Here is a 13,958-nt window from a genome sequence, read left to right on the forward strand (position 1 = left end):
TTTCCCAAGTCTCCCTTGCTTTTACTTGAACTAGCATGCATCACTTCAGTGGCTTCTCCAATTTATTTAATTACCTCTAAAAGAAGACCATATTTTCCTTATGAGCTAGCCAAACTTTACTTAAATGCTATGTGACATGATTAAATCTTCAATTAGCCATTTTAAGTATCCATTATCAACCTAGCCTTACCTACAATTCTATCATACGAAAAGAACTTTTTTATGCACAGTACTTAAACTAATTTCAAAATCATAACCACCCGTCAAACGGGTGGTTTGGTCCAGGGCTATAAACCCAAATAACTAGCCAACGCCTAAAGACGCTGGCTTTCACTTTGTTCAAGCCTTATTGCTTTTGACTCGTCACCGGCCTCTTAAAGAGGCATTTGTATTACTTACTATTATCCCTAAAGGGATTCTCATATTCTTTAACACTTAGTTTATCCAATGCTATGTCATGTTTTTTTGTTCTTGAATATATTTTTTTATTGTAGCTTCATTAAGGCCAACTGGACTTATGTAATAGCCTTCAGCCCAAAAGTGTCGATTACCAAATTTGTATTTCAGATTGGCGTGTTTGTCGAACATCATAAGTGCACTCTTACCTTTTAAATAGCCCATAAAACTTGAAACACTTATTCTGGGGGAATGCTTCCTAACATGTGTACGTGATCTGGCATCAGATCTCCTTCTATTATTTCCACACCTTTACAGCTACATAACCTTTGAAAAATTTCTCCCAAACTGCCTCGATAGTGATTATAGATTACTTTTCGTCTATACTTAGGGGTGAACACAATGTGATATTTACACATCCACTTTGTGTGTGATAAACTATGTGCCTTTTGCGCCATATTTTTACTCCTTTCGCTTTACAATTGGCCTAAACACCTATATTGTAGCCCGTTTGGAGTTTTTTTGTAGTATAACTTTCGACGCGCACCCGCATAGCGGGTGGTTGTTTGTTTCGCACCTACGGAGCGAAACGGACTGAAAGTCACATAATACAAAAAAGACAAGGTCTAGAAACCTTGTCTTTATAGTATACCGGCGGCCGGGGTCGAACCGGCACGTCCGTGAGGACACTGGATTTTGAGTCCAGCGCGTCTGCCAATTCCGCCACGCCGGCATTTCAAATTTTCATTTAAAAACTGGGGTAGCTGGATTCGAACCAACGCATGAGGGAGTCAAAGTCCCTTGCCTTACCGCTTGGCTATACCCCAATAAAATAGGCGAGTGATGGGAATCGAACCCACGAATGTCAGAGCCACAATCTGATGTGTTAACCACTTCACCACACCCGCCATATTCTAACACGGGCAGTAGGAATTGAACCCACACTGAAGGTTTTGGAGACCTTAGTTCTACCTTTAAACTATGCCCGTTAGGATGGAAAGAGAGGGATTCGAACCCCCGAACCCGAAGGAGCGGATTTACAGTCCGCCGCGTTTAGCCTCTTCGCTATCTTTCCATAATATTAAATTGTAATGGCGCGAGACGGAATCGAACCGCCGACACATGGAGCTTCAATCCATTGCTCTACCAACTGAGCTACCGAGCCGTACATACAAATGATGTCTATTGCGGGAGCAGGATTTGAACCTACGACCTTCGGGTTATGAGCCCGACGAGCTACCTAGCTGCTCCATCCCGCGATATTCTTTAAAGGAGGATGTGGGATTCGAACCCACGCACGCTTTTACACGCCTGACGGTTTTCAAGACCGTTCCCTTCAGCCGGACTTGGGTAATCCTCCATATATAGTCCGTACGGGATTCGAACCCGTGTTACCGCCGTGAAAAGGCGGTGTCTTAACCCCTTGACCAACGGACCATATCTTTAATGGGCACGAGTGGACTCGAACCACCGACCTCACGCTTATCAGGCGTGCGCTCTAACCACCTGAGCTACGCGCCCAAGCTACAGTATAAATGTATAGCTTGGTAAAAACTATAAAGCGGGTGACGAGAATCGAACTCGCGACAACAGCTTGGAAGGCTGTAGTTTTACCACTAAACTACACCCGCTTAATACTATGGGAGTTAACGGGTTCGAACCGCTGACCCTCTGCTTGTAAGGCAGATGCTCTCCCAGCTGAGCTAAACTCCCTTTGAGTGTTCCTAAGCTAAGCGACTTCCTTATCTAACAGGGGGCAACCCCCAACTACTTCAGGCGTTCTAGGGCTTAACTGCTGTGTTCGGCATGGGTACAGGTGTATCTCCTAGGCTATCGTCACTTAACTTATGAATGAATTGTAGTCGAACTAAAATCTTAGTCAAAAAGATAAACTTCCTTGTGCAAGCACACAGCGTCACTTTCCTATTTTCATACAGTATTTTTTTACGTTCTCATTACTTCATTTAGTCCACTCAAAATTGAATAACTATATCTTACCAAGAACTCTACCTCATTGTCAATAAACTTTTTTATCTTTGGATAAGTCCTCGAGCTATTAGTATTAGTCCGCTTCATAGCTCACACTACTTCCACTTCTAACCTATCTACCTGATCATCTCTCAGGGCTCTTACTGATATCTAATCATGGGAAATCTCATCTTGAGGGGGGCTTCGCACTTAGATGCTTTCAGCGCTTATCCCTTCCCTACATAGCTACCCAGCGATGCCTTTGGCAAGACAACTGGTACACCAGCGGTAAGTCCACTCTGGTCCTCTCGTACTAGGAGCAGATCCTCTCAAATTTCCTACGCCCGCGACGGATAGGGACCGAACTGTCTCACGACGTTCTGAACCCAGCTCGCGTGCCGCTTTAATGGGCGAACAGCCCAACCCTTGGGACCGACTACAGCCCCAGGATGCGACGAGCCGACATCGAGGTGCCAAACCTCCCCGTCGATGTGAACTCTTGGGGGAGATAAGCCTGTTATCCCCAGGGTAGCTTTTATCCGTTGAGCGATGGCCCTTCCATGCGGAACCACCGGATCACTAAGCCCGACTTTCGTCCCTGCTCGAGTTGTTGCTCTCGCAGTCAAGCTCCCTTATACCTTTACACTCTGCGATTGATTTCCAACCAATCTGAGGGAACCTTTGGGCGCCTCCGTTACCTTTTAGGAGGCGACCGCCCCAGTCAAACTGCCCGTCAGACACTGTCTCCGATAGGGATTTCCTATCTGGGTTAGAGTAGCCATAACACAAGGGTAGTATCCCAACAGCGCCTCTAACGAAACTGGCGTCCCGTTCTCTATGGCTCCTACCTATCCTGTACATGTGGTACAGATACTCAATATCAAACTGCAGTAAAGCTCCATGGGGTCTTTCCGTCCTGTCGCGGGTAACCTGCATCTTCACAGGTACTAAAATTTCACCGAGTCTCTCGTTGAGACAGTGCCCAAATCATTACGCCTTTCGTGCGGGTCGGAACTTACCCGACAAGGAATTTCGCTACCTTAGGACCGTTATAGTTACGGCCGCCGTTTACTGGGGCTTCAATTCAGATCTTCGCTTGCGCTAAACCCTCCTCTTAACCTTCCAGCACCGGGCAGGCGTCACCCCCTATACATCATCTTACGATTTAGCAGAGAGCTGTGTTTTTGATAAACAGTTGCTTGGGCCTATTCACTGCGGCTGTCATCGCTGACAGCACCCCTTCTCCCTAAGTTACGGGGTCATTTTGCCGAGTTCCTTAACGAGAGTTCTCTCGATCACCTGAGGCTACTCGCCTCGACTACCTGTGTCGGTTTGCGGTACGGGTAGAGTATGATACTACGCTAGAAGATTTTCTTGGCAGTGTGACATCACTAACTTCGCTACTAAACTTCGCTCCCCATCACAGCTCAATGTTAGAGATATAAGCATTTGACTCATATCACACCTCACTGCTTAGACGGGGCTCTTCCAATCGCCCGCTTTAGTTAGCCTACTGCGTCCCTCCATCACTTCATACTCTAGTACAGGAATATCAACCTGTTGCCCATCGAATACACCTTTCGGTCTCTCCTTAGGTCCCGACTAACCCAGGGCGGACGAGCCTTCCCCTGGAAACCTTAGTCTTACGGTGGACAGGATTCTCACCTGTCTTGCGCTACTCATACCGGCATTCTCACTTCTATGCGTTCCAGCACTCCTCACGGTATACCTTCTTCACACATAGAACGCTCTCCTACCATTACTATTACTAGTAATCCACAGCTTCGGTAAATTGTTTTAGCCCCGGTACATTTTCGGCGCAGGGTCACTCGACTAGTGAGCTATTACGCACTCTTTGAATGAATAGCTGCTTCTAAGCTAACATCCTAGTTGTCTGTGCAACCCCACATCCTTTTCCACTTAACAATTATTTGGGGACCTTAGCTGGTGGTCTGGGCTGTTTCCCTTTCGACTACGGATCTTAGCACTCGCAGTCTGACTGCCGATTATATCTACTTGGCATTCGGAGTTTATCTGAGATTGGTAATCCGGGATGGACCCCTCACCCAAACAGTGCTCTACCTCCAAGAGACTTAACATCGACGCTAGCCCTAAAGCTATTTCGGAGAGAACCAGCTATCTCCAAGTTCGTTTGGAATTTCTCCGCTACCCACAAGTCATCCAAGCACTTTTCAACGTGCCCTGGTTCGGTCCTCCAGTGCGTTTTACCGCACCTTCAACCTGCTCATGGGTAGGTCACATGGTTTCGGGTCTACATCATGATACTAAAGCGCCCTTTTAAGACTCGGTTTCCCTACGGCTCCGTCTCTTCAACTTAACCTCGCATCATAACGTAACTCGCCGGTTCATTCTACAAAAGGCACGCTCTCACCCATTAACGGGCTCGAACTTGTTGTAGGCACACGGTTTCAGGTTCTATTTCACTCCCCTCCCGGGGTGCTTTTCACCTTTCCCTCACGGTACTGGTTCACTATCGGTCACTAGAGAGTATTTAGGGTTGGGAGATGGTCCTCCCAGATTCCGACGAGATTTCGCGTGTCTCGCCGTACTCAGGATTCTGCTAGGGCTTAATTCAATTTTAAATACGATGCTGTTACTCTCTTTGGCTTACCTTCCCAGGTAATTCTTCTATTAAATTTAAGTCCCACATCGCAGTCCTACAACCCCGAGGAGTAAACTCCTCGGTTTGCCCTCCTGCCGTTTCGCTCGCCGCTACTAAGGCAATCGCGTTTGCTTTCTCTTCCTGCAGCTACTTAGATGTTTCAGTTCACTGCGTCTTCCTTCTCACAACCTTTACAGTCATGGATACTAACCATTAGTTAGTGGGTTCCCCCATTCGGACATCTCTGGATCAGCGCTTACTTACAGCTCCCCAAAGCATTTCGTCGTTAGTCACGTCCTTCTTCGGCTTCTAGTGCCAAGGCATCCACCGTGCGCCCTTATTAACTTAACCTTATTTCCAGTCTTGCGACCTTCTTGATTTTTTTTAATATGTTCGCGTTTATCTTTTTTCGGTTATTTCTGTTACTTTTCTACAATCATTTTCATGATCGTGGAATTTGATATAGTTATTCAATTTTCAATGGACTATACTAGGATACAAAGCAACGGTCGCTTTAGCGAAACTTCTGTAGAAAATTAGGAATCTGACACAGTGTGCTTGCACACAAGGAAGATTATCTATTTTCCTAGGAAGTTAGTTGCGTGTTCAACTTCACTTATTATTAAGTTTAGGTGGACTTATATCCTATGGAGCCTAGCGGGATCGAACCGCTGACCTCCTGCGTGCAAAGCAGGCGCTCTCCCAGCTGAGCTAAGGCCCCGACTAATAAACTGGTTTTGCATTATTAGTGGTGTGCTATCTTATCATGAAGCTTATATAAGACCTCTCAAAACTAAATAAGACAAGACAAACGTCTTCCATTTCCTTAGAAAGGAGGTGATCCAGCCGCACCTTCCGATACGGCTACCTTGTTACGACTTCACCCCAATCATCTATCCACCTTAGGCGGCTGGCTCCTAAAAGGTTACCTCACCGACTTCGGGTGTTACAAACTCTCGTGGTGTGACGGGCGGTGTGTACAAGGCCCGGGAACGTATTCACCGCGGCGTGCTGATCCGCGATTACTAGCGATTCCGACTTCATGTAGGCGAGTTGCAGCCTACAATCCGAACTGAGATTGGCTTTAAGAGATTAGCTTGCCGTCACCGGCTTGCGACTCGTTGTACCAACCATTGTAGCACGTGTGTAGCCCAGGTCATAAGGGGCATGATGATTTGACGTCATCCCCACCTTCCTCCGGTTTATTACCGGCAGTCTCGCTAGAGTGCCCAACTTAATGATGGCAACTAACAATAGGGGTTGCGCTCGTTGCGGGACTTAACCCAACATCTCACGACACGAGCTGACGACAACCATGCACCACCTGTCTCTTCTGCTCCTAAGAGAAAGCCTATCTCTAGGCCGGTCAGAAGGATGTCAAGACCTGGTAAGGTTCTTCGCGTTGCTTCGAATTAAACCACATGCTCCACCGCTTGTGCGGGCCCCCGTCAATTCCTTTGAGTTTCAACCTTGCGGTCGTACTCCCCAGGCGGAGTGCTTAATGCGTTAGCTCCGGCACTAAGCCCCGGAAAGGGCCTAACACCTAGCACTCATCGTTTACGGCGTGGACTACCAGGGTATCTAATCCTGTTTGCTCCCCACGCTTTCGAGCCTCAGCGTCAGTTACAGACCAGAGAGCCGCTTTCGCCACCGGTGTTCCTCCATATATCTACGCATTTCACCGCTACACATGGAATTCCACTCTCCCCTTCTGCACTCAAGTTTGACAGTTTCCAAAGCATACTATGGTTAAGCCACAGCCTTTAACTTCAGACTTATCAAACCGCCTGCGCTCGCTTTACGCCCAATAAATCCGGACAACGCTCGGGACCTACGTATTACCGCGGCTGCTGGCACGTAGTTAGCCGTCCCTTTCTGGTTAGTTACCGTCACATAATGGATTTTCCACTCCCATTACCGTTCTTCTCTAACAACAGAGCTTTACGATCCGAAAACCTTCTTCACTCACGCGGCGTTGCTCGGTCAGGGTTCCCCCCATTGCCGAAGATTCCCTACTGCTGCCTCCCGTAGGAGTCTGGGCCGTGTCTCAGTCCCAGTGTGGCCGATCACCCTCTCAGGTCGGCTATGTATCGTCGCCTTGGTGAGCCTTTACCTCACCAACTAGCTAATACAACGCAGGTCCATCTCATAGTGAAGCTTTTGCTCCTTTTAACTCGGGTTCATGTGAACCCCAGTCTCATGCGGTATTAGCTATCGTTTCCAATAGTTATCCCCCGCTATGAGGTAGGTTACCTACGCGTTACTCACCCGTTCGCAACTCCTTGGTCTAGTGCAAGCACCAGACCTCAGCGTTCTACTTGCATGTATTAGGCACGCCGCCAGCGTTCGTCCTGAGCCAGGATCAAACTCTCTTTTTAGTTTGAACTCACTCGTTCTTTTCTGTCGCTGACAGATTTATTGTCTTTTGCTTTGACGGGTAATATGCGCTAACATATCACCCTCACGTTTGGTTATTCTTGTCTTATTCAGTTCTCAAAGGTCTTTGTCTCTTACGAGACAACTATTTCATTCTACCAACTATTTCTGCCTTTGTCAATAACTTTTTTCTTTTTATTTCGGCCTCGTTGGGATCCTTGTTGCCCTTTTAGCAACTTTATTAGTATAACTACCTTTTTCATCTTTGTCAAGGTTTTTTTGAAAATTTTTAGAATTATTTTATAAGCTATTTAAACGCCAATTTAAGGCTATATTATTCAAAATAACCTAAAAGTATCAGTATGGATCTAAACACCCTGAGAGAGCTTTTTAGACATTATAAAACGCCTGCTTGCGAAATCCCTCTAAAATTAGATGTATTTCGTAAACAAGCGTTACCATTAACAATATGATGAGTGTTCCCGCTAGGAATACTTCCTAGCGGTAGACCAGAGCTAGACTAAGAACGAAATAAAGAATGTTCCACCATCATAACACTCAACAAAATTGATAAAAATTATACTAATTCAATAATTGCCATCGGAGCAGCATCTCCACGGCGTGGTTCTGTTTTAAGAATACGTGTGTATCCACCATTACGTTCAGCGTAACGAGGTGCGATGTCATCAAAAAGTTTTTGAAGGGCTGTTTTAGATGTGTATTTATCTGTTGCTTCATCATAGTTTTCTGATGCAATTTCATTACGTACGTAAGCAGCTGCTTGACGACGAGCATGAAGATCACCACGTTTACCTAAAGTAATCATTTTTTCAACTGTTTTACGGATTTCTTTTGCACGTGCTTCAGTTGTAACAATTGTTTCGTTGATTAATAAGTCAGTCGTTAAATCACGAAGCATTGCTTTACGTTGTGAGCTAGTGCGTCCTAGTTTACGGTAAGCCATTTTGTCCTCCTATATTATTTATCGTTTTTTAGTCCTAAACCTAAGTCAGCAAGTTTAACCTTAACTTCTTCAAGACTTTTACGTCCAAGGTTGCGAACTTTCATCATTTCAGGCTCAGATTTTTCTGTTAAATCAAATACAGTGTTAATACCTGCACGTTTTAGACAGTTATATGAGCGTACGGACAAATCAAGCTCCTCAATTGTGCGGTCAAGTACTTTTTCATCGTTCACTTTTTCAGTTTCTTTCATAACATCCGTTGCTTTTGCAACTTCTGTTAAGTCTGTAAAGAGATTCAAGTGTTCGATTAAAACTCGAGCAGACAGACCTAATGCATCTTCAGGGATGATTGTTCCATTTGTCATGATTTCAATTGTTAATTTATCAAAGCCATCATTACTACCAACGCGGGCAGGTTCTACTTGATAATTAACTTTTTTAACTGGCGTGTAGATAGAATCGACAGCCAATGTTCCTACAGGTGCATCATCTTTTTTATTACCTTCTGCAGGGACATATCCACGTTTTTTGGCAACAGTCATAGTTGCTTTTAGCGAATGGCCTTCAGCGATAGTAAAGAGATAATGATCTGGGTTAACAAGTTCAATGTCGCTATCTGTTAAAATATCTCCAGCAGTTACTTCTGCAGGACCTTCAACATCAAGTTCGATCATCTTTTCGTCTTCTACGTAAGATTTTACTGCAAGTCCTTTAATATTAAGGATAATTTGCATGACGTCTTCACGTACACCTGGGATTGTATCAAATTCGTGTAGTACTCCATCAATTTTGATTGATGTAACTGCCGCACCTGGTAAGGAAGACAAGAGTACACGACGAAGTGAATTACCGAGAGTTGTTCCGTAACCACGTTCTAATGGTTCGATGACAAATCTGCCGTAATCTTTATTTTCATCAATTTTTGTTATTGTTGGTTTTTCAAACTCAATCATTTTTTCACCCCTCGAAACGAAACTTGTGTACTATATAGTAATTATGATTATACACGACGACGTTTTGGAGGACGAGCACCGTTATGTGGTACAGGAGTCACGTCACGAATTGCAGTCACTTCAAGACCTGCAGCAGCAAGTGCACGAATAGCAGATTCACGACCTGAACCAGGGCCTTTTACAGTAACTTCAACAGTTTTTAGACCGTGTTCTTGTGCAGATTTTGCAGCAGCTTCAGCAGCCATTTGAGCAGCAAAAGGAGTTGATTTACGAGATCCTTTGAAGCCAAGCGCACCCGCTGATGACCATGCAAGAGCATTACCATGAACATCTGTAATCATAACAATAGTGTTATTAAATGTAGCGTGAATATGGGCAACACCAGATTCGATGTTCTTTTTCACACGACGTTTACGTGTTGGTTTAGCCAATTTTTTTACCTCCTATTTTATTTTTTCTTACCAGCAATCGCAGTAGGTTTACCTTTACGAGTGCGAGCGTTGTTTTTTGTGTTTTGTCCACGGACAGGAAGTCCACGACGGTGACGAATTCCACGGTATGATCCGATTTCCATCAAACGTTTAATGTTTAAGTTAACTTCACGACGGAGGTCACCTTCAACTTTGATTGAATCGATTTCACGACGGATTGCATCTTCTTGATCACTTGTTAAATCTTTAACACGGATATCTTCAGAAATACCAGCAGCTGCTAAGATTTTTTGTGATGTTGCAAGACCAATGCCGTAAACATAAGTAAGTGAAATTACTACGCGTTTATCATTTGGAATATCAACTCCAGCTATACGAGCCATTTTTTCTCCTTTCTATATTATCCTTGACGTTGTTTGTGTTTTGGATTTGTTGGACAAATCACCATAACACGACCGTTACGACGAATAACTTTACAGTATTCGCAAATTGGTTTAACCGATGGTCTTACCTTCATGTTTTAATCCCTCCAATTATTTCGACTATTTAAAGCGGTATGTGATGCGTCCACGTGTTAAATCATACGGACTCATTTCTACAGTAACACGGTCACCTACTAAAATACGAATGTAATTTTTACGGATTTTCCCTGATACAGTTGCTAGAATTTGGTGCCCATTTTCTAATTCAACAGTAAACATTGCATTTGGCATCGTCTCTACAACCTTGCCTTCAATTTCAATCACGTCTTCTTTTGCCACGCAAAAGCACCCCCTAAATTTCGATTTGATGTCCTCTGAGCACAGAGGTAACAATTATAAGTCAGACTAGCCTATTATAGCACTTCACTTCAACTTTCGCAAGTTTTTTGCAAGAAAAATCATAGACTATCAATCACTTTTTTGATATCAACAAAAACTTGTGGTATTTCTTGATCACCTTTAATATCGTGGACAATGCCTACTTTACGATAGTGGTCAATTATTGGCTGACCTTGCGCGATATTGACATCTAAACGACGTTTAACGGTTTCAGGCTTGTCATCTTCACGTTGGTAATAATCATCTTCGTTATAATCACCTGCTGGTGGGTTGAAGACTTTATGGAAGGTTTCTCCTGTTTTTTTGTTAATGATACGGCCACTTAAGCGTTCAATTAATGATTCAGGGTTAACGTCAATATTAATCACACCATTTAGTTGTAAAGAAAGTTCTTCCAATGTTTTATCTAATGCATGTGCTTGATCAATTGTACGTGGATAACCATCTAATAGGAAACCTTTTTCCTTAATATCGTCCTGAGATAAACGCTCTTTAACAATACCATTTGTTACTTCGTCTGGTACTAAATCGCCTTTATCAATATAAGATTTAGCTAGTTTACCCATTTCAGTTTGGTTAGCCATCGCTGCACGGAACATGTCGCCAGTTGAAATGTGAATAAGGCCAAATTCGTCAACAATTTTTGAGGCTTGAGTTCCTTTTCCTGCTCCTGGTAAACCCATAATTAAAAGATTCATGTCAGTCTCCTCTTTGACTAAAAATAATAAAAATGAATGACTTCATTTTGTGTTTTTGTTTTCAAATGATAATAAGAAATCTGACCAAGTCTTACTATCACCTGAAAACAAAATAGAAGGTTGACATTGTCAACCTATATTCTATTCTGCTGTATTCATAAATCCGACATACTTTCTTTTTAGAAGGTAGCCTTCAAGTTGTTTCATCCCTTCAATTCCTGTCGAAATCAAGATAAGCAAGCTTGTTCCACCTAAGGCAATACCTGAAGAAAGGTTCAGTATTTGTTGTGCCGCAATTGGAACAAGAGAGATAAATGCTAAGAAAATAGAACCTAAAGTTGCTAATTTTTTAAGCAAGGATGACATATATAATTCTGTTTCACGTCCAGGTCGAACACTTGGAATATAAGACGAGTTCTTCTGTAGATTTTCAGCTGTTTTCTCAGGATTAACTTGTACAAAGGTATAGAAGAATGAGAACAATATAATCAAAAATGCATAAACAATCATACCAGTCGGAGACTGATAATTTAAAATGTCTTGCAGTTTTGTTAGCCACGGGATATCTCTTCCATTTTGAAAGAAAGGAATAAGAGTACTTGGAATGGTCGTAATCGAGCTAGCAAAGATAACGGGAATAACGCCTGCTGGATTAACTTTTAAAGGGAGATACGAACTTGTTGGTGCTCCCTGAACAAGTTTTGTATATTGGATTGGAATTTTGTATTCCGCTTGTTGAACAAATGTTGTAAAGAAGACAATAGCTAGTACAGCAACGATTAAAATCCCAACAGCAAGGTATGATGATTGGATATCTCCTGCCTTAACATTTACAAAATAATCTTCATATACTGTAGCAATCGCATTTGGAATTGATGAAATGATACCTGCAAAGATAATCATCGAAACACCGTTTCCGAATCCTTTATCTGTAATTTGTTCCCCTAACCAGGTCACAATCACACTACCTGTTGTTAACAACGCACCAATTAGTAAATACGTTTTAACATTTGGTGTTGAAACTAAAGCAACATTTGACAAGCTATTAAAACCTGCCGTAATCCCAATTGATTGAATGAAAGCTAGTCCTAAGGAAATATAACGCGTCGCTTGATTTAACTTACGGCGACCCACTTCTCCTTGTTTACCCCATTCAACAAATTTAGGTAAAATATCCATCTGTAATAGTTGAACAACGATAGATGCCGTAATATAGGGACTTACCCCCATAGAGAAAACAGAAAAGTTTCTCATGGCATTACCACTAACCAAGTTCAACATATTCAGAAAAGGAAGCTCACTCAATTGCTCTAAGCTCTTTGCATTAACACCAGGTACAGTAATGTGTGTCCCGATACGAAATATGAGAATAATAAAGATTGTATACAATATTTTTTGTCTTACAGTCTTTATTTTCAGTGCATCTTTAAGTATTTTTAAGAACATAATGAGTTACCCCTCATTAAATGACTTCGATTGAACCACCTTTAGCAGTAATTGCTGCTTCAGCAGATTTTGAGAATTTAGCTGCTTTGACAGTCAATTTTTTAGTCAATTCACCGTTACCAAGAATTTTAACGCCTGATTTTTCAGCACGTACGATCCCAGCTTCTTTAAGAATTACTGGTGTTACTTCTGTGCCATCTTCAAAAACGTTTAATTGATCAAGGTTAACAAGAGCATACTCTTTAGTGTTGATGTTTGAGAATCCACGTTTTGGCATGCGACGGAATAATGGAGTTTGTCCACCCTCGAAGCCTAAACGAACGCCACCACCACTACGTGAGTTTTGACCTTTTTGTCCGCGTCCAGATGTTTTACCATTACCTGATGAAGAACCACGACCTACACGGTTGCGTACTTTACGTGAGCCTTCAGCAGCTTTTAATTCATGAAGTTTCATTTTTTCTCCTTTTTTGTAAAATGCTAGCGCCTCTATGAGGGGAAAGGACTCCCCATAGAAACTCGCCTATACATATAATCAACTATAAGTCGCAGAGCAATTCTCTACGACTTAAACCATTTTTATTTAACGTCTTCGACTGTTAATAAATGAGAGATAGCTGTAACCATACCACGGATAGCAGCATTATCTTCTTTAATCACTGAAGAGTTTAATTTACCAAGTCCAAGAGCTTGAACAGTTTTACGTTGTTCTGGTTTACGCCCGATTGGAGACTTAGTCAAAGTAATTTTAATTTGAGCCATTATAATCTCCTTTCTTAAGCTAAGTCAGAAATTGAAACGCCACGCAAAGCAGCAACTTCTTCTGCACGTTTAAGCTGTTTCAAACCTTCAACAGTTGCACGAACAATGTTGATTGGAGTGTTTGAACCAAGTGATTTTGAAGTGATATCAGCAATACCTGCCAATTCCACAACGGCACGAACTGCACCACCTGCGGCAACTCCAGAACCTTCTACCGCTGGTTTTAACAATACTTTTGCTCCTCCGAAGTTAGTGAAAACTTCATGAGGAATTGTTGTTCCAACCATTGGTACTTCGATCATATTCTTTTTAGCTGCTTCAACAGCTTTACGAATAGCTTCTGGTACTTCTTGAGCTTTACCAGTTCCAAAACCTACACGGCCATTACCATCACCAACAACTACAAGAGCTGCAAAGCGAAGACGACGTCCACCTTTTACAACTTTTGTAACACGGTTGATAGCAACAACGCGTTCTTCAAGTTCAACTGCATTATCTTTAAATGCCATTATTTTGTGTC

The 13,958-nt window shown here is 42.8% G+C and carries 11 protein-coding genes, 13 tRNA genes, 3 rRNA genes and 1 pseudogene; all 28 read right to left on the reverse strand.

Annotated elements, in window-relative coordinates:
• Positions 1-391: 391 nt before the first annotated feature.
• A pseudogene (gene tnpA / locus STRPS_RS04130) lies at positions 392-854 on the reverse strand (IS200/IS605 family transposase).
• A 191-nt stretch (positions 855-1,045) separates the two neighbouring features.
• Positions 1,046-1,129, reverse strand: a tRNA-Leu gene (locus STRPS_RS04135).
• Positions 1,130-1,151: 22 nt separating this feature from the next.
• Positions 1,152-1,223, reverse strand: a tRNA-Gln gene (locus tag STRPS_RS04140).
• A gap of 8 nt (positions 1,224-1,231) precedes the next feature.
• Positions 1,232-1,304 (reverse strand) — tRNA-His (locus STRPS_RS04145).
• Between the two features lie 10 nt (positions 1,305-1,314).
• Positions 1,315-1,385 (reverse strand) — tRNA-Trp (locus tag STRPS_RS04150).
• A gap of 5 nt (positions 1,386-1,390) precedes the next feature.
• A tRNA-Tyr gene (locus STRPS_RS04155) sits at positions 1,391-1,471 on the reverse strand.
• A gap of 17 nt (positions 1,472-1,488) precedes the next feature.
• Positions 1,489-1,561 (reverse strand) — tRNA-Phe (locus STRPS_RS04160).
• 20 nt (positions 1,562-1,581) lie between these two features.
• Positions 1,582-1,655: transfer RNA gene (locus STRPS_RS04165), tRNA-Met, on the reverse strand.
• 11 nt (positions 1,656-1,666) lie between these two features.
• Positions 1,667-1,756: transfer RNA gene (locus STRPS_RS04170), tRNA-Ser, on the reverse strand.
• A gap of 5 nt (positions 1,757-1,761) precedes the next feature.
• Positions 1,762-1,833 (reverse strand) — tRNA-Glu (locus tag STRPS_RS04175).
• Between the two features lie 10 nt (positions 1,834-1,843).
• Positions 1,844-1,917 (reverse strand) — tRNA-Ile (locus STRPS_RS04180).
• 39 nt (positions 1,918-1,956) lie between these two features.
• Positions 1,957-2,027 (reverse strand) — tRNA-Gly (locus STRPS_RS04185).
• Positions 2,028-2,036: 9 nt separating this feature from the next.
• A tRNA-Val gene (locus STRPS_RS04190) sits at positions 2,037-2,109 on the reverse strand.
• 15 nt (positions 2,110-2,124) lie between these two features.
• Positions 2,125-2,240 (reverse strand): 5S ribosomal RNA (gene rrf, locus STRPS_RS04195).
• Positions 2,241-2,432: 192 nt separating this feature from the next.
• Positions 2,433-5,338: ribosomal RNA gene (locus STRPS_RS04200) — 23S ribosomal RNA — on the reverse strand.
• A 297-nt stretch (positions 5,339-5,635) separates the two neighbouring features.
• A tRNA-Ala gene (locus tag STRPS_RS04205) sits at positions 5,636-5,708 on the reverse strand.
• 109 nt (positions 5,709-5,817) lie between these two features.
• Positions 5,818-7,365, reverse strand: a 16S ribosomal RNA gene (locus STRPS_RS04210).
• Together the 16S, 23S and 5S rRNA genes with 13 tRNA genes alongside form the textbook arrangement of a ribosomal RNA operon.
• A 575-nt stretch (positions 7,366-7,940) precedes the next feature.
• The gene (gene rplQ, locus STRPS_RS04215; RefSeq protein WP_007891755.1) at positions 7,941-8,327 is read right to left on the reverse strand and encodes a 50S ribosomal protein L17; all 387 of its coding nucleotides are present in this window, start codon (positions 8,325-8,327) and stop codon (positions 7,941-7,943) included.
• 14 nt (positions 8,328-8,341) lie between these two features.
• Positions 8,342-9,280 carry a DNA-directed RNA polymerase subunit alpha gene (locus tag STRPS_RS04220; RefSeq protein ID WP_007891653.1) on the reverse strand — a complete coding sequence of 313 codons (939 nt, stop codon included), beginning with the start codon at positions 9,278-9,280 and terminating at the stop codon, positions 8,342-8,344.
• 47 nt (positions 9,281-9,327) lie between these two features.
• The gene (rpsK, locus tag STRPS_RS04225; RefSeq protein ID WP_001118387.1) at positions 9,328-9,711 is read right to left on the reverse strand and encodes a 30S ribosomal protein S11; all 384 of its coding nucleotides are present in this window, start codon (positions 9,709-9,711) and stop codon (positions 9,328-9,330) included.
• A gap of 17 nt (positions 9,712-9,728) precedes the next feature.
• Entirely contained in the window at positions 9,729-10,094 is a 366-nt protein-coding gene (rpsM, locus tag STRPS_RS04230) for a 30S ribosomal protein S13 (protein WP_003083837.1), read from the reverse strand.
• Positions 10,095-10,111: 17 nt separating this feature from the next.
• The gene (gene rpmJ, locus STRPS_RS10380; RefSeq protein WP_000868345.1) at positions 10,112-10,228 is read right to left on the reverse strand and encodes a 50S ribosomal protein L36; all 117 of its coding nucleotides are present in this window, start codon (positions 10,226-10,228) and stop codon (positions 10,112-10,114) included.
• A gap of 25 nt (positions 10,229-10,253) precedes the next feature.
• Positions 10,254-10,472, reverse strand: a complete 219-nt coding sequence (gene infA / locus STRPS_RS04235; RefSeq protein ID WP_001040189.1) for a translation initiation factor IF-1 — start codon at positions 10,470-10,472, stop codon at positions 10,254-10,256.
• 119 nt (positions 10,473-10,591) lie between these two features.
• Positions 10,592-11,230 carry an adenylate kinase gene (locus tag STRPS_RS04240; RefSeq protein ID WP_007892004.1) on the reverse strand — a complete coding sequence of 213 codons (639 nt, stop codon included), beginning with the start codon at positions 11,228-11,230 and terminating at the stop codon, positions 10,592-10,594.
• Positions 11,231-11,371: 141 nt separating this feature from the next.
• Positions 11,372-12,676 carry a preprotein translocase subunit SecY gene (gene secY, locus STRPS_RS04245; RefSeq protein ID WP_007891995.1) on the reverse strand — a complete coding sequence of 435 codons (1,305 nt, stop codon included), beginning with the start codon at positions 12,674-12,676 and terminating at the stop codon, positions 11,372-11,374.
• 16 nt (positions 12,677-12,692) lie between these two features.
• On the reverse strand, positions 12,693-13,133 hold the full coding sequence (gene rplO, locus STRPS_RS04250; protein ID WP_007891651.1) for a 50S ribosomal protein L15: 441 nt from the start codon (positions 13,131-13,133) through the stop codon (positions 12,693-12,695).
• 122 nt (positions 13,134-13,255) lie between these two features.
• Positions 13,256-13,438, reverse strand: a complete 183-nt coding sequence (gene rpmD, locus STRPS_RS04255) for a 50S ribosomal protein L30 (RefSeq protein ID WP_007891758.1) — start codon at positions 13,436-13,438, stop codon at positions 13,256-13,258.
• Between the two features lie 14 nt (positions 13,439-13,452).
• Positions 13,453-13,947 carry a 30S ribosomal protein S5 gene (gene rpsE / locus STRPS_RS04260; RefSeq protein ID WP_007891885.1) on the reverse strand — a complete coding sequence of 165 codons (495 nt, stop codon included), beginning with the start codon at positions 13,945-13,947 and terminating at the stop codon, positions 13,453-13,455.
• Positions 13,948-13,958 lie beyond the last annotated feature (11 nt).

The organism is Streptococcus pseudoporcinus LQ 940-04 (assembly GCF_000188035.1).
Classification (GTDB): Bacteria; Bacillota; Bacilli; order Lactobacillales; family Streptococcaceae; genus Streptococcus; species Streptococcus pseudoporcinus.